This is a genomic window from Aeromonas sp. WP2-W18-CRE-05 (genome assembly GCF_014168615.1).
In the GTDB taxonomy this organism is placed as follows: domain Bacteria; phylum Pseudomonadota; class Gammaproteobacteria; order Enterobacterales; family Aeromonadaceae; genus Aeromonas; species Aeromonas caviae.
Window position 1 is genome coordinate 1886119 of the sequence record NZ_AP021917.1, and the last position, 22362, is coordinate 1908480.

The following is a 22362-nucleotide window of genomic DNA, read 5'->3' on the forward strand; positions in this document are numbered from 1 at the left end:
GATCAGTCGAAATCCTCCGAAACCCTTTTAAAACAGGACATTTTCCACAAGCCGCGCGGAGGAAGAGGACCACGGTATGGCTTGCTGTCTATGCTCCGCGCACATATAGATGTGGCAATGGATGGACCTCGAGATCGAAACATTTTCGGGGCGTTCGCACTCATGATCAGCGACGACATCGTTCGCGCTAGTTCATCGCGGGCGCCGGAAGCTGGACCCGCCGCCTCAGCGCTGGCGTTGCTCGCGCACAAGCCCGGGCTCTCGATCCGTATGCTTGCGATCGGGGTGGGCCTTTCACATGCTGGAACTGTTCGCCTGGTGGATAGATTGGTAAGCGAGGGATTGATCGAGCGTAGGGAGCATTCGACAGACGGGCGCGCGCGATCCCTCTATCTTACTCCAACTGGCAAGGTCGCGAGCGACGAGGTCCTGGCCTCGCGCGATCAAGTGATTGCCGAAGGGCTATCGATCCTTAATCCAGACGAACTGAAAACCTTATCGGACATCGCTGAACGCGTTCTCCGAAATCGCTTGGAAAACCTCGAGCAGTCATACCGCATCTGCCGCTTGTGCTGCTACGAGGGCTGCACGAACTGCCCCGTCGATGCCGAATTGCATGAGCGAGGTGTGGACCGCGAGAAGAACGACGACGCGTAGGAGACTCGCAATTGCGGCAGCTCAACGCTGCTCAGATGGCGGGGCTTCATAATGTCAGCGAGCCTACCATCAGCCGCATTCTTTTGGCTACGCGTCAAGCCGGCCGATCGGGCATGGCGGTCTCATTCTAATATGTCGGTGATCGCCCCACTTTTAGCCGCTCAATTGATCGGAACGCGGTTTCGGAAGCGGCCGTTCAAACCACTCGCTGCATTCCCATTTCTCTATGTCCGATAGGTAGTTTCGGGGAAAAGCAGTCGGGAACAGGTTTCGGGAACGCATGCTCCGGCAGGAGCGCAGCGCGCGTCCCACACGCGTTTTCCCGGTAGAGCTTCCCAATCGGCAAAGTGCGGGCCACCTCAGACTGCGAACGCGAAAAACCGCCTGGCTGGTCACTCAAGGCAGGGTAACGACGATTTTCGCTGCGGATACACCCGCCTTCAGGGCTTCCAAGGCAGCCTGGAGCATTTCAAGGCCCTGGCCCACGATCTTCGCCGGAGGGGCGGGGACGAACGTGCGCGCCGCGAGAGCCTGCGGCAGGAATTCGCGGTAGATCATTGGACCAACCTCGTCATCCTTGAGGCTCGTCCCGGAGATGTGCGTCGCCTCGACTCCAAATGAACGCTCGTCGGGCGGGGCCAGCGTCGCTGCCACCCGGCGCGAGCCCTCGCATCTCGCAACTACGGCAAAACAGTCTTTCATGTGACCGGTCGCGTGAAGCGTTCCAGCGAGACTGCGCCCGCGCATTGCCTCAATCACGTCTTCCACGATGGCTGGACTCGAGTGGTCAAGAACCTCGCTTGCACCCAGCTCCTTCAACAGGCCGACGTTGCGCGCCGAAGCGGTGGCGACGCACCTGTAGCCCGACGCCACCGCGAGCTGGATGGCGTTGCAGCCAACGCTCGACGATCCACCCCAGACCAGAACGACCTCTGGACGCGCGGTCGGCGAGTGTAACGGTGGCGCGAGAGCCAACTGTGTCCGTCCGTAGAGCCCGCTTGCGGCGGTGCCAAGGCCAAGCGGGAGGACTGCCGCATCAGCGAAGGCAATGTTGTTGGGGATCGGCGCCGCCATGTGGTCCAGCACGATCGTGTGGTGCTGGAACGCACCCTGCGCAGGTTGATTTACGGTTGTCCCGACCGCCTGTCCGATGACTCGATCGCCGACCTTGAACCGCTCGACCGCGCCACCGACCGCCGCGACCTCACCGGAGACGTCGCTGCCGAGAATCGCGGGATAGTCGAGCCATGGCAAAAGCGCGACGTCCTGCAGAATCCAGTCGAGTGGGTTGATCGCGATGGCCGCGTTGCGGATCAATATCTCATTCGCCGCCAGATGCGGCAGAGCGGTGACACCGATCCTCAGTGGCTGCCCCGGCGCTTTCTGCCAGGCGGCCTGATTAGTCACGGTTTCGGTCATCATCAACTCTTTCTGTCAAGTATTACAGCTGGGCGTTCGTCTGAGCGGTCCAACCGCCAGGTCGGGCGCACGAAGTGGCAGCTATAGCCCCCAGGATAGCGCACCAGGTATTCTTGGTGCTCTGGCTCCGCCTCCCAAAAGGGTTCTTCTGGGTTGATCTCCGACACGACCGGGCCAGGCCAGCTTCCTGATGCCTCGATTTCCGCGATGGTTGTGAGGGCGACTTCCTTCTGCACTTCGGTGGTGTAGAAAATCGCCGATCGATAGCTCGGACCGACATCGCTGCCTTGTTGCTCGTAGGTCGTGGGGTCATGTATCTGGAAGAAGAGTTCCAAGAGCGAGCGATAGGCGAGAACGGAAGGGTCGAAGGTCACTTCCACTGCTTCCGCATGGCCGTAATGTCTCGCGTAGGTCGGATCAGGCATTTCTCCGCCTGTGTAACCGACACGCGTCGAAATGACTCCCCTGGCTCGGCGCAGCAAATCCTCCATGCCCCAGAAGCAGCCGCCTGCGAGAATTGCTCGCTCTGTCGCGGCCGCCCTATTGCCGGTAGGCGATTGGCTCACAGTCCGTTCGCCCTCCTCCGTGTGCGCCACGGTCAAGCCAGCCTCGCGGGATCCGCAGCCTGACTGGCGCTCAAGAGCTCGGTCTGCACGTCCGAACCCCGGATGAGACTCAGATCGACGGGACACCGATCAGCGATCGCGAGGATCCGAGCGCGCTGATCATCACTCAGCGGCCCATCGAGGACAATGGTGCGGGTGAACCGGTCGGGTGGCATCATGTCCGGCACCTTCTCGTGCTGCACGGTCGTGCTCGCCCGTTCGAGCGGAAAGCCCTTGCGGTTCGCATAGAGACGCATCGTCATCACCGTGCAGGCTGCGAGGCCGGCAGATACGAGTTCGTAGGGAGATAGTCCGGTCCCGAGGCCACCGACCGATGCTGGCTCGTCGGCGAACAGAGTGTGCTCGCCGCTGCGGACCTTGAGCTGGAACGTCCCTGCAAGAGTTTCGGTGGCGACGACGCCCTCCGCAACCTCGATCTGCGGAAGATCCGCGCTGAGTGGTGGGAGAAAGCGGCTCGCCCAAACCGCCACCATGGCCGCGGCGTAGTTCGCGTCCGCGACGTCGGTGAGAAGGTGATCCGCGTTGTCGAGCGAGATGAAGCTTTTAGGGTGCCTGGACGCGACGAAGATGCGCGACGCGTGGTCGATGCCGACCACCTGATCCAGCGGAGAGTGCATGACCAGCACCGGCCGTCGCAGGGAGGCAATGGCCTTCTCGACGTCGATCCCCTCAACCGCCTCAAGGAACCCTCGGCGAATGAGGAAGGGCCTACCGGCAATCTCCACCGAGGCCTCGCCCTCGCTCGCGATGGTGTCCAGATCATTCGGTCCGAAGAGGCGCAAGATATGCTGAAGGTCGGCCGGCGCACCAATCGTCGCTACCGCCGCAATATCAGGCATGTCGGCGGCGGCTACGATCGCAGCGGTGCCACCCAGGCTGTGCCCGACGAGGAGGGACGGTGACATGCCCGCCGCCGCCATCGCATTTGCGGCGGCCCGAAGGTCCTCGACGTCCGACGCGAAGTTCACAGGTTCTCCCGTCCCACCGCCGATCCCGGTCCCGGCGAAATCGAACCTCAAGACCCCGATGCCCGCACGCGACAGCGCGCGCGAGATGTGAACAGCGGCGCGACTGTCTTTCCCGCACGTGAAGCAGTGGGCGAAGATCGCCCAGCCCCGCGGCGTCCCTTCCGGCGGTTCGAGGTGCCCGGACAGCGGAGAGCCAGCCCCACTGACAAACGTAAATGATCTTCCTGCCATGTCCATCAAACCTCCAGCACGCGGCTTGGCGGTTGCGCTCTCAGAACCTTCGACGGAGCTGAGCGGAGCGCACCGCCAACCGGTAATCGTCATCTCAGGCTATCATTTATATGTCTGGCGCATATAGACAAGCCCCTATATCATGATTATATGCGCCAAGCATACTTCTGCGACCTGCGTTCCAAAGGCGGTCTCACGGAAGAGGTATCAGTCAGGCGCGTGGGCCAAAGGACTATGGAACTCAATCAAGTCAGCTATTTCATCAACTTGGCCGAGACGCTGAATTTCACAGCGGCCGCTCGCTTGAGCGGTGTGTCACAGCCAAGTCTGACCCGCGCGATCCGCCGCTTGGAAGATGAGCTTGGCGGGCCGCTGATCTATCGCGACGGGAAGAACAGCCGCCTGACTGGCCTTGGCCATGACGTCGAGGCAGAATTCCGGCGCATGGTGGTCGCGATGAAGAGCGTTCGCAATCACTCGGAGCACTGGGCGATGGGGGGGCACCGCGTGCTGGATGTCGCCGTCGCGCCCACCGTCGGACCAAAGGAATTTACGGCATTCTTCGAGAGCGCATTGGCGGAGATGCCATCCATCGAAATCAAGCTGCACTCGCTCCAGTCGAACGAGGACACATCGGAGGTGCTTTCAGGAAAATACCACGCGTGCATCATGCCGCGTGAAACAAGACCGGAACGCAAGCTGGATGTGCATCCTCTATTTCGGGAGCGCTTCGTGCTCGGCTGTTCTGCAAACCATCCCTTGGCTGCCAACGAGATCGTGCGCGGCGAAGACCTGCTCGAGTTTCCTTTCGTCGATCGCCTGAAATGCGAGTTTCGCGATCGGATCCTCGATCACTTCGCGCGACGGGACTTGCTCATGCGACCTCGCTTTCGATCAGATCGCGAGGACTGGGTGCAACGGGTCGTCGCTGACGGCCACGCCATATGCATTCTTCCGGAACGATCGCCGACCGTGCAAGGCCTCGTCACTCGGCCGATCGACGGATTTGTCTTGGAGCGCGAAGTCGTGATCGCGACAGTATCCGGCTCCACGGCAACGGTCGAGATACGGAACATCGCGCAGCTGGCAGCCCGGTATGAGTGGAACTGAATCACGACGTGAAGAGCTTCGGCGCTATGGAAACTATACGCGCAGCGTATTGGATAAATCTGGGGCGCACTGCTATAGTCGGCGCAATGACTGCAAAGATAAATGACAGTGTGTCGAGCTCTCTAGATTAATTATTGGAGACTATCATGAAGTTTGAGAAGTCACAGGCAGCAGTTGACCGCCTGACCCCCGAGCAACGCCGGATTACCCAGGATTCGGGGACCGAAAGGCCCTTCACGGGTGAGCACAACGACAACAAGGAGCCTGGCATCTACGTCGACATAGTGTCGGGAGAGCCGCTGTTCGCTTCAACGGACAAGTTCGATTCGGGTACTGGCTGGCCCAGCTTCACCAAGCCGATCGTTCCGGCAAACGTGAACGAGGTGCGGGACAGTGCACACGGCATGGTCCGGACGGAGGTCAGGTCGGTACACGCCGACAGCCATCTGGGCCACGTTTTCCCGGACGGTCCTTCCGACCGCGGCGGTCTGCGCTACTGCATCAACTCTGCGTCCCTTCGCTTCATCCCGCGCGACGAGATGGAGTCCGAGGGATACGGTGAATATCTCGATCAAGTAGAGGAGGCTTAACATGCATCAGCGCGCTGTTCTCGCAGGAGGATGTTTCTGGGGCATGCAGGATCTGATCCGCAAGCGGCCCGGCATCATCTCGACCCGTGTGGGTTACACGGGCGGCGATATTCCGAACGCCACGTATCGTAATCACGGCACGCATGCCGAGGGGATCGAGATTGTCTTCGACCCGACAGTGACGAGCTACCGGCACATCCTGGAATTCTTCTTCCAGATCCACGATCCGACGACGCTGAACCGCCAGGGCAATGATCGTGGGCTCTCCTACCGGTCGGGCATCTATTATGTCGACGAGGAGCAGAAGCGCGTCGCCGAGGATACGATCGCCGATGTGGATGCCTCGGGGCTGTGGGATGGCAAAGTGGTGACCGAGGTCCAGCCGGTCGGCGAGTTCTGGGAGGCCGAGCCCGATCACCAGGATTATCTGGAGAAGCGGCCGGGCGGCTACACCTGCCACTTCGTCCGTCCCGACTGGGTTCTTCCAAAGCGGCATGAGGCCGGCGATGTGAGCCCTGCGGCCGGGGCTGCAGCGGAATAGGCTTCGCTGCCGTTAGTGCCGCGCCGATCCGGTTCGCAACCTCCGACGACCGCGTCAATCGACGCGGTCGTCGAACCCGGCCTTGAAGCAGATCATTCCATTCAGCCGCCGTCGCAGTGCCAGGATCCAGATATGACAGACCTCTCCTCCTTTCCCATCACGCAGCGCTGGCCAGCATCTTATCCGGATCGCTTGCAACTATACGCGGCCCCCACGCCCAACGGCGTCAAGGTCTCGATGATGCTGGAGGAGACTGGCCTGCCGTATGAGCCCCACTTCGTCGACATCTCGAACAACGAGTCGAAGGATCCAGCGTTCGTGTCGTTGAATCCCAACGGCCGCATACCCGCGATCATCGATCCGGCTGGCCCTGACGGCCAGCCCATTGGCATATGGGAAACCGGTGCGATCCTCATCTATCTGGCCGACAAGACGGGGCAGCTCATCTCAACAACACCCGCCCAGCGGTACGAGACTCTGGCCTGGGTGTTCTTTCAGGTGTCGGGCGTTGGGCCGACCTTCGGACAGCTAGGCTTTTTCCTGCGATTTGCCGGCAAGGACTATGAGGACAAGCGACCTCGGCAGCGCTTTGTTGATGAATCCAGGCGTCTTCTCGGGGTCCTGGATCACCGGCTGGAGGGCCGCGAATGGATTGTCGATGATTACTCGATCGCGGACATTGCGACGTTTGGCTGGGTGAATGCGCTGGTCGAATTCTACGCAGCGGGCGACATCCTCGGCCTAAGCAGCTATTCGAACGTGCAGGCATGGCTCGAACGCGGGCTGGCGCGACCGGCTGTACAGCGTGGCCTGCGAATTCCTGCGAGGCCTGCATGACCATTATCGCCGCATATTATTACAACGAAGGTAAGCGAGTCCGTGAAATCAGGCTCGATGAGCACGTCGAACTAAACGAGAATCGCTCGGGCTTCTGCTGGATCGCGCTTAGCGAGCCCACCGCAGACGAACTCAGCGCGATCCAGACGACGTATAACCTCCATCCTTTGGCGATCGACAACGCCATGCACCCGCTGTGCCCGCCCAAGCTCGAGGTCTACAACGATGAGTTGTACGTCGTCGCCCAGACCGCCGAGCTGGTCGGCGACCGGATCAGCTACGGCAAGATGGCGATCTTCACCGGTCACAATCACCTTATCACCGTGCGGCACGGCAATGCCGGAGCGCTGGGCAAACTTCGGGAGCAACTCGAGGCATCGCCGACGCAGTTCGGCAAGGGTGTCGACTATGTGCTGCACGCGATCTTGCACCGAGTGGTCGACCAGTATCTGCCCATCTTCGAAATGATCGAGGACGACGTCCTGGCGATGGAGCGACGGTCGCTGCACGATTTCCTCGGGCCAGAAGAGGTGGCGCGAATCTTCGAACTAAGGTCCGAACTCACGCGGTTCAAGCGCACGCTCGGGGCTATGGCCGAGCTGGTGCGAAAGCTCGTTCGCGGCCACTTTCCCTGCCTCAGCGCCGAAATGACACCATATTTCCACGACGTCGCGGACCATGTCCACCGCGTGCAGTCCATGGTCGACGGCCTCCTGCTTGTCCTGTCCACGGTCTTCGAGGCCAGCAGCCTTCTGGAAGCGCAAAGGATCGGTGTGGTCACTCGCCAGCTCGCGGCCTGGGCGGCGATCTTGGCGGTCCCGACGGCGATCGCCGGAATATATGGCATGAACTTCAAGCACATGCCGGAACTGGACACGCCATATGGCTACTTCGTCGTGCTCGGAGTGATAGCGGTGTTCTGCCTTCTCCTGTTCATGCGCTTCAAGAAGGCCAAGTGGCTATGAGTAACGCACTTCGCGAGCTTCTCCGTCCGCCGAGTCACAGCGCGCTTTGTGCGCGAGCGTGTCCAATCCAGTTCAAGATGAAGGTGCTTCCATGACCTCCCAGGTGACCGACGTTCTAGAAGCAGTCCAGTCATTCATCGCCAAAGGCTATGACCGCGAATACCGCGTCAAGGACGGCAATCTCGTCGATCTCGAACTAGGGTCAACCCTCGATGCATGCAGCATTCGCGTCGATGCGGCGTTGCGCCTCGAGAGCGGGGACGACGGCGAAGATGCCTCCAACATCTACGCGATCACCGATCCGGCGACAGAGCATAAAGGCCTGTTGATCGACGCCTTCGACGTGTTCCACGAAATCTGCCCCCGCGACTTGTCCGAGCGCCTTGTGGAGCATCGGGAAACAGCACCGGCAGGTGACCAGGACGCGCCGAGCAAGCACGGACTACGGAAAGTCTACAAGAGCGAGTTTCACAGCGATCCCGAGCGTTACGTTCTGCGCGAGGGCTTTCCAGACTTCCCGCCATGCCCTTTCGGCCAATCCTTCAGCATCCTCGGCTTCGATACCGCCGAGCAGGAATATGTCTGGCTCGTCACGAGCATCATTCGAGATCCTCGGCTGATCAGGGTTCCATACCAGGGCGAAGACGTCATCAGCGACGAATAGCGGTGTCGCTTAGCCGGAAAGGCTGGCCATCCTGGCCCACACATCTGCAGGCTGAACTTTAAGAACATCGAAAATTAGGAGGTGATTATGGACTGGAACAAGGACCACATACGAGAAACTATGCTCTTGCTGGAGACAGCAGCGTTGCACAGCGCTCGCGAAAACTACCTGGACTATGTCTCTACCGCTCGGCTCGATCGGAGCGAACCGATCGAAAACGACGAACTAGCTCAGGCCGAGGTCGCGAGCGACTTCGCTGAAGCGCTCGATGACACGCTCCATGACTACGCCAATAAACTCGAAAAGCTCAGGACGATCGATTTCGGCCCCAAGTTGGCCGTCAACGAAGGCGCTGTCGTCAAGCTGTCCGGCCGCCACTTTGTGATCGCGGTGTCAACGAGCAAGTTTACCTGTCAGGGGCGTGAGCTCATGGGCATTTCCACGATGGCGCCGATCTTCGAAGCGATCGAGGGTGCCCGAGCCGGGGAGACCGTGCAGTTCAACGGCCGGGACCTCACCGTAGAAGACGTGGAATAAAGCCCTCCACCGCAGCCGGCGCGCTAGTGCCGAACGCCCTGCATCTCTTTCTGCATGCATACGGTCACTTGCAGCCGCATTGACCTGGCTCATCAAAGGCAAACTCATGACAACACCTTCATTCTTCATCACCCCCGGATACGGGACGCGCCTGCATGACGCGCTTCATTATTCTCAGGCAATGCGCATTGGTGACCGCGTGGAGATCTCCGGACAGGGCGGATGGAACGACGATCTCGTCATTCCGGAGTCGATTGAGGAAGAGATCGAGCAGGCGTTCAAGAACGTGGAACGGACGCTCGCGACCGCCGGAGCACGCTGGCCGCATGTGGTCCACGTCAATTCCTATCACGTCGGTGGATTCCCTCCCGTGATCAACGAAACAATGGCCAAGCTGTATCGCCACTACATGCCCGACCGCGCTCCAATCTGGACGCAGTTGGGAATCGAAGCGCTGGGGCTTCCAACCATGCGTATCGAAATTCGCGTAACAGCTATCATCGCCTGACCCCGCGGTTCGTGCAGGCGCCGTGCCGCGCTAATCCCGCACGCCCTGCGCCCGCTTCTCCATGCATATCATCGTATCGAGAGATCCGGTTATCATCGGCGTGCTCGGAGAACGGGGGGCCGCCTTGGCCTGGTTGGCGCGCCTCGGCTGCCTGCGGGCGATGGCCAGCACTGCCAGGAGCGTGAGCAACGCCGCCGCATAAAGGAACAGGCCGCCAGGGCCGACGATATTCATTGCAGCTGCTCCTATTAGGGGGCCAGCGGCTGTCCCGATCCCGTTGAGCAACAGAAGCCCGCGCGCGGTGCCGAGTAGCCGACCGGCCGGAAGATCGTCGTTTGCGACGGCGAGACACAACGAATAAATCGGGATGCCAAAGCCGCCGAACAGCGCACCTGCCGCAAGGAGCAGCGGCAGAGGCGCTTCCACCGCCAACGCTACGCCGATGGCAGACGCTGCGGACGCCAGCGCCGCACCGGCGATGACAAGATTCCGGGGCACTCGATCCGAAAGCCAACCGAGTGGCCAATGGAAGGCGAGCGTTCCACCAAGAACCGCAGCCATGAAGGCGGAGATACCGCCCACATCGAGGCCGATGCTCTGGGCAAAGTTCGCGCCCATGCCCCAGAAACCACCGATAGCCAGGCCGGCCAGGAAAGCGCCAGCCGCAGCGAGAGGTGATACGAGGACGAGGTCCCTGAACGCGACCCATTCCTGTTCCACCTGGGCCGGCGGATGACTGGGCAGCAAGGTGATCGGAACCACCGCCGCTGATATCAGCAGCGACACGATGAGGAACAATGTCACGTCGGCGGGCGGTGCGATGTTGAGTAACGCCTGCCCGATTGCCCATGAGCCCATAGAGACAACTCCGAATATCGACAGGAGCTGCCCGCGTGTGGATGGCAATGCGTGGGCGTTGAGCCAACTCTCCGTTGCGAGGATCATGCCCGCGTAGGCGAAGCCGGTAATCAGGCGAAGCGGCATCCAGGCGATCGGCTCCACGAACGCCACATGGAGAAGGGCGGTCATCGAGGCAATGGCCGCGAAGCCGGCGAAGGTTCTGACATGTCCCACGGAGACGATGATGATGGCGACCGAGACTGAGCACGCCCAGATTGGTGAGGTTCGGCCCTTGTGCGAGCTGATAGTGATCGAGCAACTCATCGTCAGACTTCTCTTTCACGGACGGCTTGACGCGATCCGATGCGCGCAAGGCTTCGAGCAGCTTGTCGCGTTTGGCAGGATCAATTTCGGTACGTGGAACATGCAAGGTGGTTTGCGTTTCCCATGGCAATGCGGAACGCTCGCTGGCGAGGCGCATAACGTCATCACCCGTCACGGGCTTGCTTTGGTCGGCTACGCGCAGGAAGTAGCGGCCGTCCGTGGTAGATGCAACGGCCATGGCGCGCGGAATGAGCAATTCGATGTATTGGCCGCCATTCGGGGCGATGGTGACATCCGGCAGCACCGTCACGTTGACCGTGCGCTCTGCCAGCTTGCGACGCAGTGTGTCTGGCAGGTCTGGAGGGACACGCTGATCGGCGGGAGGCTCGCTCTGGCCATCCTCGAACCCCAGCAGTAGGCGGCCACCGGTTGCATTGGCAAAGGCAATGCAATCCTTAGCAATTTCGTTCCAGTCCGCCGTCTTGCCAGTCACGGCCCGCAAGGACTTTTGGTCAAGGAGTTGCCCTTCCAAGCTCACGCGTCACCTTCCCCTGCTGGATTCATTTTTGTTCGCTCCCATCGCCCGATTCTTCATCGGCACCTCCAGCTCGTACCCACTCATCCACTTCCGAGAGCTGGAACTTCCACAGCCGCCCTACGCGGTGCGCGGGCAGACCCTTGCGCTCGCGCCAGCGGTACACGGTGTCCTTGGCCACGCCCAAGTGCTGGGCGACGTGCTCGGCGGTAACCCACGGTTCTTTGCTCATGTCGTTGGCGCTCGGATTATGCGATTCAAAGTCGTCTTAAATCGTTTGAAGTCTACCATTTAGGTGCTGTGGAAGCATCCCGATTGCCTTTGACTGCGTTCGCTGTAAGTTGAATGTGGTAACACGGGGCGCAGTGCCACACTGTCACCACCATGGCTACACACTGTCACCACCATGGCTACACACTGTCACCACCATGGCTACACACTGTCGCCACCATGGCTACACACTGTCACCACCATGGCTACACACTGTCACCACCATGGCTACACACTGTAACCACCATGGCTACACACTGTCACCACCATGGCTACACACTGTCACCACCATGGCTACACACTGTCACCACCATGGCTACACACTGTCGCCACCATGGCTACACACTGTCACCACCATGGCTACACACTGTCACCACCATGGCTACACACTGTCACCACCATGGCTACACACTGTCGCCACCATGGCTACACACTGTCACCACCATGGCTACACACTGTCACCACCATGGCTACACACTGTCACCACCATGGCTACACACTGTCACCACCATGGCTACACACTGTCGCCACAGGGTGACCACATTGCCACCATCATCCTTGCCACACTTTCAACACCTTGTTCCCATAAGGTTGACACCCTGCTGCCACCATCCAACCACACTGTTCACACAGTGGGCCCGCAGCCCGATCTGATCGCACTGACAATTTTTGCTGGTCACAAAGACCCACGCCCCGTTACTCCCGCATCACATTTGGGCGCGACATGTATGACGCAGTGTGTTTGATGATACGACGCAATGTTGGAATGTACGTTGTGCGACGTTAGAAAGAATGTTAATCACACTAGACATAACGTAGTATTATGTTGGTCATTACATTATTTTTTTTGCGCCCCAACACAATATCATTAGGAAGAATGTTGCGTGACGTTAGAAAGAACGTAGCGCCGAATGGGGAGTAACGGGGCATGTGACCAGCTAAAAGTCATTGCGATCAGCGCAGCTGCACGATTTGAAAACCCAACGGCTGAAAACAGCACATTTTTGCTTACCCAGTTGGCGGCATGTCCGCATTGCCGCCGCTGCGGAAATGGCTATCAACCAGCTTGGCGATGTCGGCAGGCTGGGCTCCTGCCTTGAGCGCAAGGCACAGCGCTTGTTCCAGCTGCTGCCATCCCCGTAATGACGCGACATTGCTGCCAACCGTTTCGGTCAGACGGAACATCAGCCCTTCCAGCAGTTCTTTGTCACCCACGTCCGCTGCGGCCTGCTCCGCCAGCGCCAAGAGGACGTTGTGTGCTGATGCCAACGAGTCGATTGGCACCCCGGCCAATGCTGCAGGGGTGGTGATGACACGATCCACCCTGACGACTGTCGCCAGATCAAGGGCCTGATCGACGCCCGGCTCGATCTCCATGCGGATCAGCACATCGCCAGCCAACAGAAAGCGGGTTTTGATAAGCCCGGGCTGCTCATCCTGAAACAACCAAACCGGCTGGTTGTTGGCCGGCAGCAGGCTTAGCACGAGCCCGCTGTCATCCAGTGCCCCGCGATCCTGCCACTGGTGCAACACGTCGGTACGCAGGCGCCCGCCTTCCACACCGAGGTGGTGCAACAGGCCGACTAGTCGTTTGGCGGAGATCACCTGCTCCTTGCCACGTAGCCAGACCGAGAGGTTGGCAGTGCGGATACCGGTGGCTTCAGCGATCCGCCCCAGCGTTTCCCCGCGCAGTCGTATCAAGGCGGCGGCAAAGGCTGGCAATTGTTCGGAGGCAAGGGTTGGCATGTTTGGTTCTCTGGATTCACTGTAAATCACTATAAGGCTTATTGACCAACAAGACGAGCGCGCGGGGCTTGGCGATTCGCACATATTGTTGTTATAGTAAATTATAGTTAGACATTTTGAGAGACTATCATGCGCAAGCCAAAGCAAGCCCGTCCGTTGCGCCTGCAGGAATACGAAGCCGCCATGGCTGTACTCAAAGAGCAGCATCCCTGGCTTGCCCGGCAGATCGTCGAACCCGCGCCAGGGCATCTGGCCGTGGTGGCACATCTGTTTGCCCAGGTGGAATACCTGCTGCCACCCGCTGTGCTCGCACGCAAGGGTTCGCTGTCCGTGAGCTGCAACCGGGATCGCCTGGCCATTCATTACCAGCCGCCGCGACGCCACAGCGAACGTGCAGCAGCCGTGTTCGATCTGATTGCCCAGACCAAGCACCTTTCGCTGCAAAAATGCCCCGTCTGCGGTGTACAGATTGTCGGGGACGGCATCCGTCCGAAACGCTGCCCGCAACATGACGGCATCCAAGGATTGTTTGCCGAAGAAGTGCGCCGCAGCCGCCAGCTCATCGTCGAACAGGGGGTACAGCAGGTGGTGCACGATCTGGGCAAGGTGACGACCGAAGATGTACGCGCCGCCATAGCGGTTGAAGATGAGCCCATCCCAAGTGAGGCCAAACCGGAGCAGGTTCAGGAGCAGCCGACAGAAACCGCTAAATCAATGCCCTTGCCGAGCATCGTCTTTGTCGATGAAGCCGGGCTGGAGGCGTTCGTGGATCGCCACCGACCGAAAGGCGATGACAAGTTCAAGCGCGCGCAGGCGATGGCGGAGCGGATCAAGCGGGCGGGCCATGGTAGCCGCCAACTGGGCCTGCTGCCTCCGGACTGGAAACCCCTTCTGGATGAGTTCGCGCAGGCCTTTCCAAACTTCCATGAACTGGCCGAGCTGATGCGTGATCACTTCGCCTTGTCCAGTCTGGGCGATGGCCGCGTGTCCTGGCCTGCCGTGTTGCTGGTCGGCCCGGCGGGCATTGGTAAAACCGAGGCGGCACGCTGGCTGGCCGATCAGCTCGTGCTGCCGTTTCGGGTCTTCGATATGGCGAGCACGCAATCGAGTTCGCCGCTCGCAGGTTCCGAATCGTTCTGGAGCAATTCCGAGCCAGGCCAGCTTTTCGAGCTGCTGGCCTACCAGCCGCTGGCCAACCCGGTGGTGGTGCTCGATGAGCTGGATAAGGCCAGCAACGGGCGACCGCAATACGATCCGCTGGCGGCGCTCTATACCTTGCTGGAACCGCGCAGTGCGCGGGATTTCAGCGACTTGTCGATCCGCGACTTTGCCATTGACGCCAGTCATGTCAATTGGATGGCGACCGCGAATGAGCTGAAGGCGATTCCGGGGCCGCTACGCTCACGGCTGACGGTGTTGCACATTCAACCGCCCAGGCCGGAGCAGGTAAGAAGCATTGCGCAGTCGATTTATAACCGCCTCCGCGACGAGTCGAGCTGGGGCACTGCCTTTGCCGAGCGACTGAATGATGATGTCCTGTCCCGTCTGCAAGCCTTGCCGCCGCGCAGTGTGCGTCTGGTTCTGCAGCGGGCCTTGGGTTCGGCAGCTCGTGATGACCGAGGAATCGTCCAGGTGCAAGACATCAGACCGCTGGTCGAGATCAGCCGCCGTGGCGTTGGCTTTGTCAGCGAGGGATGGAATTGAGGTTGCTCAGCGTTGTCCGGATAGCCAGGCCGCACCGGCGGCCAGTGCATCGGCCTCGCTGGGGTAAGTGGTCGATGGGCCGCTGATGATGCAGGGCTGGGTTTCGCCGTCGCCTTCCACCGTCCACAGCTCCCAGGTTCCATCGTTTTTCCAGCTGGGGATGGCGGTGTAAGGTTTGTCTTTCAGCGCAGCCAGCGCGGCATCCACTTCGGGGCGAATCTGCAACTCACCCGAGTAGATATAGGGTGTCGCGCAGCGGGCATCAGATCGGCTCATGTTCCTTGCTCCAGAAAAGATCCAGTAGCGCGCTCGCCTGCAGGTAAATACCGGGGTTGCGTGCTTCACTCGGGCCAGCAATGTTGAGAATAGCGACGGGATGGCTAAGCAACCAGTCTTGCCATGCCGCCAACAGCTCTTCTGCAGGGTCATGCAAATCGCACAGCAGTAGCGGCTTGCCGTGTCCCGTCGCCAGATCGCGAGTGAGCAGGCTGCCACCTTCGATCCTGTCCCGGTAAATGATCAGTGTGGCATCAGCGTCCAGCACATTGCGTTTGGTGCGCTGGCGATAACCGCTGGATTCGGTCTCCATCAACTGGTAGCGAGCATCCAGTACGCCATCAGCGGCCCGTCGGCCTGCCGGGCACCAGCCGCCGTGCGGAATCTGCCGGGCAATGGCGAAATCAAGCGCTGCCCGGTCTACGCCGGTTTGGCCGCCGGAGAGGATGCGCTGAATGCTCACCCTTGCTCCGTTGCGGCGACCGTGCAAGTCACTTGAACCTCTGCGCTGGGCTGATCTGCCGAGAGCTGGCCGATGCGCCCGCGCTGGCTGGCAAGCTTCAGTTGCTTGCGCACCTGTTCCAGGCTGCGCTTTTCGATCACTGCGGTATAGCTCGCACCCAATTCACCATCCGGGTCGATGAACAGCTCGATACGCGTCACCGGCAACCCGAACACTGTGAAGCTGCGTGCCGGTGTCAGCGACCAACTGCCGGGAGCATTGGGCGCAATGCCGTCCAGTACGTGCAACGGCAAGGCTTGACGGCATTCCACGGCGGCGACGATGGCTGGCTCGATCCGCAACCAGTGGTTGAGGTCTGGGGCAGTGCCATCCATCAGCACCACCGGCATGGCTGCCAGTAGCAACGCTTTCATCCCTTGATGTTCCTGATCCAGAAGCGGCGGTCATCGACCGTGAAGTTGGGGTCATAGCCGACCAGCGTCAGCAACGAACCGACATAGTAAAGGCCGAACTGATTCATCAGCCAGCGCTCCATCGCCGGGTCGCTGGGCAGCTTGCTGTACGGTGGGGTTGGCCCGTCGCTGCGAACCTGACCGCTGGTCTTGCCGGAGATGGAAAAGCTCTTCCAGGTCAGCACGAAGTTGTTTGACTGTTTCGGCAGCTCCGGCGCGCAAAGCGACAGATTGCTGAAGCGCTCGGAGCGCTTGGCGTCGTGCCAGAGCACTGCGTCAAAGTGAATGCAATCGCTGGCTTTGAGCGTGAGGCTACGGGTCAGCGTCATCTGATCAGCCGGAATTTGCAGATTGCTGATCACCACCTTGGGCCACTCCGGGGCGCGACCGTCGGTAGACAGATTCTGGCGCAAGGCGTTATGCAGTGGAGTGCCCAGCAAGCTGTTGCGGTTTGCCGCGCTTGCGGGCGTAGCCGCTTGCGACAGACTGGCCCCAATGGATTGTCCCAGTCCGTTCAGGGAGCCCAGCGCTCCCTGCATGTCAGTTGTGGCACAACCCGTCAATACAAAAGGCAGAAGCAATAAGCTCCGGTAGTGTTTCATCGCAGTTCCTCGCGAGGTTATCCGTTGAAGATGGTATTGAGCCGGGCGCACCAGGTTTCCGCCGCCCGACGGCTCATGGGAAAACTGAGTACTGGTCGTTGCGGATCGGCGGTTTGCAGCTCGATGGCGAAGTCTTTCGCGCGTACCGTGCGCTCGAAGGTCGGCACGCTCATGCCGCTGGCGTTGACCTGACGGCTACCGCCGTTCATCTCCATGCTCTCGACCTCGCGCCAGGTCATCTGCCAGCCGAGCAGCCAGGAGAAGTCGTGCAGTTTGTATGCGTCATTGACCACATCACAGGCCGCGATCTTGCGATTCCGGGAGTCAAAAACAAGGAATGTCGGCGCGGGATAACCCAGGAGATGTCCAGCATCGAATGACAGCCCCTGCTGGGCGTTGATCCTGGCGACAAGGGCCTGACAGCGGGCCTGCAAGCGCGCCAGAAAGCGGAAGGACAGCGTGAAGATCGCCAGCGAAATCAGTAGATACAGCGCCCATTCGCTGGTCATCAAGGCCCACCAACTTGGCCTCCCCCACAGAGAGCCAGCTGGCCCCATGTTGGATAGCCCAGCCTGCACGATGATGAGCACAAACACCGCCGCCATCAGCCCAGCTATTCCCGCCACCGGAACTGCCAGCCCCGCCGCCGCGCCCATCCCCGCAGACTTCCAGACGCTTGCCATACGTCATTCCCTCCATTTTGCTACTCATAGAGGTCATTTTATGGCACATGCATTCAATTGTCACTTATAGTGCGGGTACTTATCGGGCGTAGCCCTATAGAGGGGGTACTCATAGAGTCATTTCTCTTTAAGAAGAGGAAAATATGGCCCTTGATCCCCGACTACGCTTCGGCCTGAAGCTGATAGAAATCAGAAAGACCAGAGGGTGGTCGCAAGAACGCCTGGCACTGGAAAGTGGCTTGGCACGCAGCTATCTGGGGGGTGTTGAGCGTGGGCAGCGCAACATCGCATTGCTCAACATTTTCAAGCTGGCCGAGGCGCTGGGGGTGGAGCCTTCAGTACTGCTGGAGGCACCGGCTGCCGGACAGGAGTTAGCTCCGTAACATCGTAGCGCTACGTTATCGTAACGTTACGTTATCGTAACGTTACGATGTCATCTGACAGGGGGCGAGTAGCCCTGCTATTTTTAAATAACGAGTAGCCGCGCAGCGACCGGAGGGAGTGAAGGATTGCCCACAGCTGAAGAGCGGCAGCTACTAGGCTTTTTATAAATACTAGAAAAGCCTAAAAGCAGAACTACTAGGGAAGGTGCGAACAAGTTCCTGATATGAGATCATCATGTTCATCCGGAGCGCATCCCAGAGGGACATCATGAGCCATCAACTCACCTTCGCCGATAGTGAATTCAGCACTTGCATATTCCCACGTATGGCGATCGCTCAATAACATTCATGCCGATCGGCCTTGTTGATCAAATCCAAAGTCGGATACTCGCTCCCCAACCCGCCGGGCGGGCTTAGGGGGCTGCTGAAAAACGATAACCAACTGGCGATGTTATTCACCCTGGCCAACCTGTTTCGGGTGGACCAGATGATCCGTCAGTGGGAGAGATCTCACTAAAAACCGGGAATAACGCCAGAAATGGCGAAAAAACGCCCTAAACAGGCTGATTCGAGCTGTTGGTGGGAGAAATAATCGGCCCAGATCCGCGAAATTTTAATCAGCGAGTCAGCTTGGGAAGAAATGACCTGCTTATTCGCACCTTCCATAACTAAGGTAAAAGTATTGGTCGTTTCTTTTGTCTCGCCTTTCCATGCTTTTTGAGGTTAATCATATGAATAAAAATGGCTTGGCTTTTCCGTTAGTATATTCATGCTCTGGTTGTTCTAGTGCGGCGCAAATGGCTAATTATCTAGCTCTTCAATTAGATAGGCAGGGTGAGGCCGAAATGTCCTGTATTGCCGGTGTCGGCGGAAATGTAAAAAATTTAGTTCGCCTAGCCAAGTCGGGGCGGCCAATCCTGGCTCTTGATGGATGTCCTCTTGAGTGTGTAAAGAATTGCTTAGCCGTACATAATGTTGTTCCAGCTCAACATATAATGCTAAATGAGCTGGGAGTTAAAAAGCGTCAACAAACAGATTTTGATCTTGATGAGGCAAACGCACTACTCATAAAAATCGCAGAAATAGCTCATTCCTTGCCAATAATGGAAACGGCGGGCTCGGGGACACCCATCAATTGAGGTTGGCCGCCGAGGCTGGGTGTCCTCATGTACAGAACCTTAAGCGGCAAGCGAATTAATAATACCGTCTAACGTGTTGTTTTGCTTGGATTTTCTCTGCCTACTCTTTTTGCCGTTTTTGGATAAATACACCATTGCCCACTCCAACTTCTCTGTTATTTCCTGCCACGCACCATGGATGATGCTCGCCAATATCGGCATTAACCAAAGCGCGCTGTTTTTGGCAATCTTCAGCATCGATAACTCCGCGCTGCCAATCAGCGTCAGCGCCAGCCGACGTTTGACCAGCAAGGCCAGCAAACTAGCCCAGATCAAGCCTTCCGCTATCGCTTTTTGTCGTGTCGCGAACGCCTTCAACCGGTTATGTGATTTCAGCTCTTTGAACAACAGTTCGATCTGCCAACGGCAACGATACAATGCCATCACCTTCTCGGCTGGCCATCGCTCACGCGGAAGATTGGTCATCCATATACAGAACCGTTTTTCCTCTGCAAACCAACGTCTTATGAGTCGATATTTATACTTTCCCGAACTCACATCCAGATCCAGAACCTCGGCTCTGCAGCTTCTCCGATCGATATCCTTGAGCTTTTTTCCGAGTAACTTGGGCATTTCCCTGCCGTCCTGTCGGTAAGCTGCCTGTACTTTGGGATTGAGATTTTGACTCCCTCTGACCAGATAGCTTCCTTTGGCTTTGGTCACATCAGCAAAGTACTCGCGGCTGATGTAACCGGCATCCGCCAATAACAGTTTGTTATTTAACGAATTTGCGGCCGGAAGATGCTTGCGCTCCGATTCGGTATCCGCCGTGATACTCATCGATATCGGCGACTGGTCCAGCAAGGACATGGTCATATGACACTCTACCGCAGCGGGGCTGTGCTTATTGAATCGGCCCGGGAAATGTTCTGCCAATTGCGGATGTAACGCGAATGACGACCCGTCCTGCAGCAGTACCTGCTCAAAGCCTGCCAGTCCGTGGGCGTCCGGTAGACACTCCTTGAGGCGTAAGGCGATGGCTCGTTCAACCAGTGCGCGCATGAACAAGGGAAAACCCTGCTTGCGTAACTGGTTGTGAAAGGGTTTATACGCTATTTGGTCAGTATCATGGAGCTGCAACGCATTGAAATGGCGATGCAAACCAGCAATACCATCCACCTTGTCGCAACCAAGCCCTGAGAGCAGAGCCGGGAGTAGTCTCGCAGGCTGGATATCCCGGAGTCGCTGACAAAAACCGGTAAATTTACCGATCCGGTTGAGTTCAGAAGAGCTAAGAAGTTGCTTGAGGTACTGGGTTGCATTGATAATAGTCATGGCTTCGGGCGTGTCGGTTTTTTTTTGCGATTAAATCAGATCACAAACGAAGCCTTTTTTCTATCTATTTCAATTGGTTGTAGCTAAAGATCCTGTACATGATACGGCATTATGCTCAGTGAAATAGGATGTGCTTCTTACTCCCCGGGGTTAGACTATTTACCTCTGCCGAGGGGAAGGTCAAAGCCCATCGGCGCGTGCCGTGGGACAAACGGGTGAACCGAGGGAACCCGACGTAGTAGGGCGAACAAGTGGGAGAGAAGAACTTTGGTGTTATTTGCCAAAGAGAGCGGGTCTTTCCAAAGTCTCTCGCCCAGCCGCGCAGCGGCGGCGAAACCCCGTCGAGGGCCGCGCCCTCGTGTCCTGCATGGCGAAGCCATGCCATTGAGGCGTGGGGCGGGATTCGCCAGGCAATGATGTTACCGACCCCTCACCCTAAATAGCTGTTCCGAATAGTAGATCACCGGAGGAAGGGAACTCAGTCCAGTTTGTGCGATCTGATTAGTCGCTAAACAAAACAAGCCACACCCAAAGGACTGAGTTGATGCCTATCCTACCACCTCTGCCACGACCACAACGGCGCCGCATTCACAAAATCATCCATGCCACCCGTGATAAAGGACATGCTCGTCGCTTGATGGCCATCTTGCTGTTACATGAAGGACGCACGATCACCGATGTTCATCACCTTACCGGCGCTGCGCGCTCGACCATCGGTCGTTGGCTTCGGTGGTATCGAGATGAAGGCATAGATGCGCTAGAAGCCTTACCGGCTGGCCGTGCCCCAGTCTTACCTATCGCCAAGATTGTCACCTTACTGGTGCTGCTCATGCAGTTTTCTCCGCAAGATTTTGGTTATCAGCGCAGCCGTTGGTGTACTGAACTATTGGCTATAAAAATCAATCGGTTAACAGGGCTAAATGTGGCAGCCTCCACGCTCCGCCGATGGTTACCTCGTATGGGCATTGTCTGGCGCAGGCCCGTGCCGACCTTGCGGATAAAAGACCCAGCCTATCAGGAAAAAATGGCGAATATCGACGCCGCGCTGGCCCGCTGTGATGCCGATAATCCGGTGTTTTATGAGGATGAAGTCGATATAGACCTCAATCCCAAATTAGGAGCCGACTGGATGTTCAGAGCGCAGCAAAAGCGGGTTGTCACACCGGGGCAGAATGCCAAGCATTATCTGGCAGGCGTTCTCCACGCAGGCAACGGAAGGGTACTTTACGTCAGCGGGATCAAGAAAAACTCATCGCTGTTTATTGCCATGCTGGAAAAGCTGCGCCACCACTACCGACGAGCCAAAACCATCACGTTGATCCTCGATAACTACATCATTCACAAAAGCAAACAGACCGAGCGATGGTTGAAGAAGAATCCCAAGTTCTGCCTGGTGTTCCAGCCAGTTTACAGCCCTTGGGTTAATCACATAGAACGGCTATGGCACAAGTTACATGAAACCATCACGCGCAATCATCAATGCAGAGGGATGGCAAACCTGCTGGCCCGAGTGAAACACTTCATGGATACCGTGTCTCCTTTCCCGGGGAATGGCTATGGCACAGCGAAGGTGTAGCACTATTGGGATCAGTTATTTAGCCCTCTCCCCCAAGGGGAGAGGGGACAAAGCCGAAACCCTATCGAGGACGGAGTCCTCGCGTCCTGCGCGGCGAAGCCGTGCCATTCACACGTGGGACGACATTGCACCAGGTAATGAGGTTACCGACCCTCACCCTAGCCCTCTCTCGAAAGGGAGAGGGGATCAACCGAAGTCGCTGAGGCTGGTGGGCGAAACCCCGTCGAGGACGGAGTCCTCGCGTCCTGCATGGCGAAGCCATGCCATTCACACGTGGGACGACATTGCACCAGGCAATGACGTTACCGACCCCCTCACCCTAACCCTCTCCCGCAAGGGGGGAGGGGATCAAACCGAAGTCTCCGAGGCTGGCGGGCGAAACCCCATCGAGGGCAGCGCCCT

Annotated in this window: 25 protein-coding genes and 2 pseudogenes; 14 read left to right on the plus strand and 13 right to left on the minus strand. The window is 58.3% G+C overall.

Going from position 1 to position 22362, the window contains the following annotated elements; genetic code table 11:
- Positions 1-162 precede the first annotated feature (162 nt).
- Entirely contained in the window at positions 163-657 is a 495-nt protein-coding gene (locus H7R73_RS09005) for a MarR family winged helix-turn-helix transcriptional regulator (RefSeq protein WP_004099028.1), read from the plus strand.
- 396 nt (positions 658-1053) lie between these two features.
- On the opposite strand, the gene H7R73_RS09010 is transcribed toward H7R73_RS09005, so the two are convergent.
- Genes H7R73_RS09010 through H7R73_RS09020 form a run of 3 tightly spaced genes read right to left on the minus strand, consistent with a single transcriptional unit; the run spans position 1054 to position 3907 of the window.
- Positions 1054-2079: a zinc-binding alcohol dehydrogenase family protein gene (locus H7R73_RS09010; RefSeq protein WP_004357654.1), complete on the minus strand. Its 1026-nt coding sequence runs from the start codon at positions 2077-2079 to the stop codon at positions 1054-1056.
- On the minus strand, positions 2079-2768 hold the full coding sequence (gene msrA / locus H7R73_RS09015; RefSeq protein ID WP_425267728.1) for a peptide-methionine (S)-S-oxide reductase MsrA: 690 nt from the start codon (positions 2766-2768) through the stop codon (positions 2079-2081). The genes H7R73_RS09010 and msrA (H7R73_RS09015) overlap by 1 nt, the downstream gene beginning before the upstream one ends.
- Entirely contained in the window at positions 2675-3907 is a 1233-nt protein-coding gene (locus H7R73_RS09020) for a bifunctional alpha/beta hydrolase/OsmC family protein (RefSeq protein WP_045269764.1), read from the minus strand. Before H7R73_RS09020 ends, msrA (H7R73_RS09015) begins: the two co-directional genes overlap by 94 nt.
- 228 nt (positions 3908-4135) lie before the next feature.
- Between H7R73_RS09020 and H7R73_RS09025 the strand changes: the two genes are divergently transcribed.
- From H7R73_RS09025 to H7R73_RS09060, 8 genes are all read left to right on the plus strand, one after another.
- Complete coding sequence (locus tag H7R73_RS09025) at positions 4136-5011, plus strand: LysR family transcriptional regulator (protein ID WP_011191349.1); 876 nt, start codon at positions 4136-4138, stop codon at positions 5009-5011.
- Positions 5012-5157: 146 nt separating this feature from the next.
- Positions 5158-5601, plus strand: coding sequence for a peptide-methionine (R)-S-oxide reductase MsrB (gene msrB / locus H7R73_RS09030; RefSeq protein WP_004099035.1), 444 nt, complete (start codon positions 5158-5160; stop codon positions 5599-5601).
- 1 nt (position 5602) lies between these two features.
- Positions 5603-6142, plus strand: coding sequence for a peptide-methionine (S)-S-oxide reductase MsrA (gene msrA / locus H7R73_RS09035; protein WP_004099036.1), 540 nt, complete (start codon positions 5603-5605; stop codon positions 6140-6142).
- Between the two features lie 132 nt (positions 6143-6274).
- Positions 6275-6979: a glutathione S-transferase N-terminal domain-containing protein gene (locus tag H7R73_RS09040; RefSeq protein WP_004099038.1), complete on the plus strand. Its 705-nt coding sequence runs from the start codon at positions 6275-6277 to the stop codon at positions 6977-6979.
- Entirely contained in the window at positions 6976-7944 is a 969-nt protein-coding gene (locus H7R73_RS09045; RefSeq protein ID WP_018716208.1) for a magnesium and cobalt transport protein CorA, read from the plus strand. The genes H7R73_RS09040 and H7R73_RS09045 overlap by 4 nt, the downstream gene beginning before the upstream one ends.
- 91 nt (positions 7945-8035) lie before the next feature.
- On the plus strand, positions 8036-8608 hold the full coding sequence (locus H7R73_RS09050) for a hypothetical protein (RefSeq protein ID WP_078310683.1): 573 nt from the start codon (positions 8036-8038) through the stop codon (positions 8606-8608).
- 87 nt (positions 8609-8695) lie between these two features.
- A complete protein-coding gene (locus tag H7R73_RS09055; RefSeq protein ID WP_004099042.1) occupies positions 8696-9145 on the plus strand; it encodes a hypothetical protein in 450 nt (149 codons plus the stop codon).
- Between the two features lie 79 nt (positions 9146-9224).
- The gene (locus tag H7R73_RS09060) at positions 9225-9653 is read left to right on the plus strand and encodes a RidA family protein (RefSeq protein WP_018429625.1); all 429 of its coding nucleotides are present in this window, start codon (positions 9225-9227) and stop codon (positions 9651-9653) included.
- Between the two features lie 30 nt (positions 9654-9683).
- On the opposite strand, the gene H7R73_RS09065 is transcribed toward H7R73_RS09060, so the two are convergent.
- The 4 genes and pseudogenes from H7R73_RS09065 to H7R73_RS09080 all read right to left on the minus strand — a co-directional run bounded on the left by H7R73_RS09065 (position 9684) and on the right by H7R73_RS09080 (position 13368).
- On the minus strand, positions 9684-10817 hold the full coding sequence (locus tag H7R73_RS09065; protein ID WP_232092759.1) for an MFS transporter: 1134 nt from the start codon (positions 10815-10817) through the stop codon (positions 9684-9686).
- A gap of 232 nt (positions 10818-11049) precedes the next feature.
- Positions 11050-11355 (minus strand): annotated as a pseudogene (locus H7R73_RS24545) (AlbA family DNA-binding domain-containing protein); the annotation flags it as partial.
- 22 nt (positions 11356-11377) lie between these two features.
- Positions 11378-11584, minus strand: coding sequence for a helix-turn-helix domain-containing protein (locus H7R73_RS09075; protein WP_161507985.1), 207 nt, complete (start codon positions 11582-11584; stop codon positions 11378-11380).
- Between the two features lie 1046 nt (positions 11585-12630).
- A complete protein-coding gene (locus H7R73_RS09080) occupies positions 12631-13368 on the minus strand; it encodes a hypothetical protein (protein ID WP_182951670.1) in 738 nt (245 codons plus the stop codon).
- A gap of 129 nt (positions 13369-13497) precedes the next feature.
- Between H7R73_RS09080 and H7R73_RS09085 the strand changes: the two genes are divergently transcribed.
- Positions 13498-15072 (plus strand): AAA family ATPase, encoded by a 1575-nt coding sequence (locus tag H7R73_RS09085; RefSeq protein WP_182951671.1) that lies wholly within the window; start codon positions 13498-13500, stop codon positions 15070-15072.
- Between the two features lie 6 nt (positions 15073-15078).
- Here H7R73_RS09085 and H7R73_RS09090 read toward each other — a convergent pair whose 3' ends face one another.
- Genes H7R73_RS09090 through H7R73_RS09110 form a run of 5 tightly spaced genes read right to left on the minus strand, consistent with a single transcriptional unit; the run spans position 15079 to position 17548 of the window.
- Entirely contained in the window at positions 15079-15348 is a 270-nt protein-coding gene (locus H7R73_RS09090) for a hypothetical protein (protein ID WP_066918456.1), read from the minus strand.
- Positions 15335-15811, minus strand: coding sequence for a putative molybdenum carrier protein (locus H7R73_RS09095; protein ID WP_103243560.1), 477 nt, complete (start codon positions 15809-15811; stop codon positions 15335-15337). The genes H7R73_RS09090 and H7R73_RS09095 overlap by 14 nt, the downstream gene beginning before the upstream one ends.
- The gene (locus tag H7R73_RS09100; protein ID WP_023446986.1) at positions 15808-16224 is read right to left on the minus strand and encodes a hypothetical protein; all 417 of its coding nucleotides are present in this window, start codon (positions 16222-16224) and stop codon (positions 15808-15810) included. The genes H7R73_RS09095 and H7R73_RS09100 overlap by 4 nt, the downstream gene beginning before the upstream one ends.
- Positions 16221-16865, minus strand: coding sequence for a hypothetical protein (locus H7R73_RS09105; RefSeq protein WP_182951672.1), 645 nt, complete (start codon positions 16863-16865; stop codon positions 16221-16223). The genes H7R73_RS09100 and H7R73_RS09105 overlap by 4 nt, the downstream gene beginning before the upstream one ends.
- A 17-nt stretch (positions 16866-16882) precedes the next feature.
- Positions 16883-17548: a hypothetical protein gene (locus H7R73_RS09110; RefSeq protein WP_182928051.1), complete on the minus strand. Its 666-nt coding sequence runs from the start codon at positions 17546-17548 to the stop codon at positions 16883-16885.
- 143 nt (positions 17549-17691) lie between these two features.
- On the opposite strand from H7R73_RS09110, the gene H7R73_RS09115 reads away from it, so the two are divergent.
- From H7R73_RS09115 to H7R73_RS09125, 3 genes and pseudogenes are all read left to right on the plus strand, one after another.
- Entirely contained in the window at positions 17692-17931 is a 240-nt protein-coding gene (locus H7R73_RS09115; protein ID WP_182928052.1) for a helix-turn-helix domain-containing protein, read from the plus strand.
- A 415-nt stretch (positions 17932-18346) separates the two neighbouring features.
- Positions 18347-18448, plus strand: a pseudogene (locus tag H7R73_RS09120) (IS5/IS1182 family transposase); the annotation flags it as partial.
- A gap of 214 nt (positions 18449-18662) precedes the next feature.
- Positions 18663-19070 carry a putative zinc-binding protein gene (locus H7R73_RS09125; RefSeq protein WP_011222060.1) on the plus strand — a complete coding sequence of 136 codons (408 nt, stop codon included), beginning with the start codon at positions 18663-18665 and terminating at the stop codon, positions 19068-19070.
- 39 nt (positions 19071-19109) lie between these two features.
- Here H7R73_RS09125 and H7R73_RS09130 read toward each other — a convergent pair whose 3' ends face one another.
- Positions 19110-20384, minus strand: coding sequence for an IS4-like element ISApu2 family transposase (locus H7R73_RS09130; protein ID WP_011191341.1), 1275 nt, complete (start codon positions 20382-20384; stop codon positions 19110-19112).
- A 544-nt stretch (positions 20385-20928) separates the two neighbouring features.
- On the opposite strand from H7R73_RS09130, the gene H7R73_RS09135 reads away from it, so the two are divergent.
- Positions 20929-21960 carry an IS630-like element ISAhy2 family transposase gene (locus tag H7R73_RS09135; RefSeq protein WP_001809438.1) on the plus strand — a complete coding sequence of 344 codons (1032 nt, stop codon included), beginning with the start codon at positions 20929-20931 and terminating at the stop codon, positions 21958-21960.
- The last annotated feature ends 402 nt before the right edge of the window (positions 21961-22362 follow it).

Excerpts from the sequence above, each read along its gene's own strand:
- H7R73_RS09005 (WP_004099028.1), top strand. The coding sequence starts at position 163 with ATGATCAGCGACGACATCGTTCGCGCTAGTTCATCGCGGGCGCCGGAA.
- H7R73_RS09010 (WP_004357654.1), bottom strand. The coding sequence starts at position 2,079 with ATGATGACCGAAACCGTGACTAATCAGGCCGCCTGGCAGAAAGCGCCG.
- H7R73_RS09020 (WP_045269764.1), bottom strand. The coding sequence starts at position 3,907 with ATGGACATGGCAGGAAGATCATTTACGTTTGTCAGTGGGGCTGGCTCT.
- H7R73_RS09025 (WP_011191349.1), top strand. The coding sequence starts at position 4,136 with ATGGAACTCAATCAAGTCAGCTATTTCATCAACTTGGCCGAGACGCTG.
- msrB (WP_004099035.1), top strand. The coding sequence starts at position 5,158 with ATGAAGTTTGAGAAGTCACAGGCAGCAGTTGACCGCCTGACCCCCGAG.
- msrA (WP_004099036.1), top strand. The coding sequence starts at position 5,603 with ATGCATCAGCGCGCTGTTCTCGCAGGAGGATGTTTCTGGGGCATGCAG.
- H7R73_RS09040 (WP_004099038.1), top strand. The coding sequence starts at position 6,275 with ATGACAGACCTCTCCTCCTTTCCCATCACGCAGCGCTGGCCAGCATCT.
- H7R73_RS09045 (WP_018716208.1), top strand. The coding sequence starts at position 6,976 with ATGACCATTATCGCCGCATATTATTACAACGAAGGTAAGCGAGTCCGT.
- H7R73_RS09050 (WP_078310683.1), top strand. The coding sequence starts at position 8,036 with ATGACCTCCCAGGTGACCGACGTTCTAGAAGCAGTCCAGTCATTCATC.
- H7R73_RS09055 (WP_004099042.1), top strand. The coding sequence starts at position 8,696 with ATGGACTGGAACAAGGACCACATACGAGAAACTATGCTCTTGCTGGAG.
- H7R73_RS09065 (WP_232092759.1), bottom strand. The coding sequence starts at position 10,817 with ATGAGTTGCTCGATCACTATCAGCTCGCACAAGGGCCGAACCTCACCA.
- H7R73_RS09075 (WP_161507985.1), bottom strand. The coding sequence starts at position 11,584 with ATGAGCAAAGAACCGTGGGTTACCGCCGAGCACGTCGCCCAGCACTTG.
- H7R73_RS09080 (WP_182951670.1), bottom strand. The coding sequence starts at position 13,368 with ATGCCAACCCTTGCCTCCGAACAATTGCCAGCCTTTGCCGCCGCCTTG.
- H7R73_RS09085 (WP_182951671.1), top strand. The coding sequence starts at position 13,498 with ATGCGCAAGCCAAAGCAAGCCCGTCCGTTGCGCCTGCAGGAATACGAA.
- H7R73_RS09090 (WP_066918456.1), bottom strand. The coding sequence starts at position 15,348 with ATGAGCCGATCTGATGCCCGCTGCGCGACACCCTATATCTACTCGGGT.
- H7R73_RS09100 (WP_023446986.1), bottom strand. The coding sequence starts at position 16,224 with ATGAAAGCGTTGCTACTGGCAGCCATGCCGGTGGTGCTGATGGATGGC.
- H7R73_RS09105 (WP_182951672.1), bottom strand. The coding sequence starts at position 16,865 with ATGAAACACTACCGGAGCTTATTGCTTCTGCCTTTTGTATTGACGGGT.
- H7R73_RS09110 (WP_182928051.1), bottom strand. The coding sequence starts at position 17,548 with ATGGCAAGCGTCTGGAAGTCTGCGGGGATGGGCGCGGCGGCGGGGCTG.
- H7R73_RS09115 (WP_182928052.1), top strand. The coding sequence starts at position 17,692 with ATGGCCCTTGATCCCCGACTACGCTTCGGCCTGAAGCTGATAGAAATC.
- H7R73_RS09125 (WP_011222060.1), top strand. The coding sequence starts at position 18,663 with ATGAATAAAAATGGCTTGGCTTTTCCGTTAGTATATTCATGCTCTGGT.
- H7R73_RS09130 (WP_011191341.1), bottom strand. The coding sequence starts at position 20,384 with ATGACTATTATCAATGCAACCCAGTACCTCAAGCAACTTCTTAGCTCT.
- H7R73_RS09135 (WP_001809438.1), top strand. The coding sequence starts at position 20,929 with ATGCCTATCCTACCACCTCTGCCACGACCACAACGGCGCCGCATTCAC.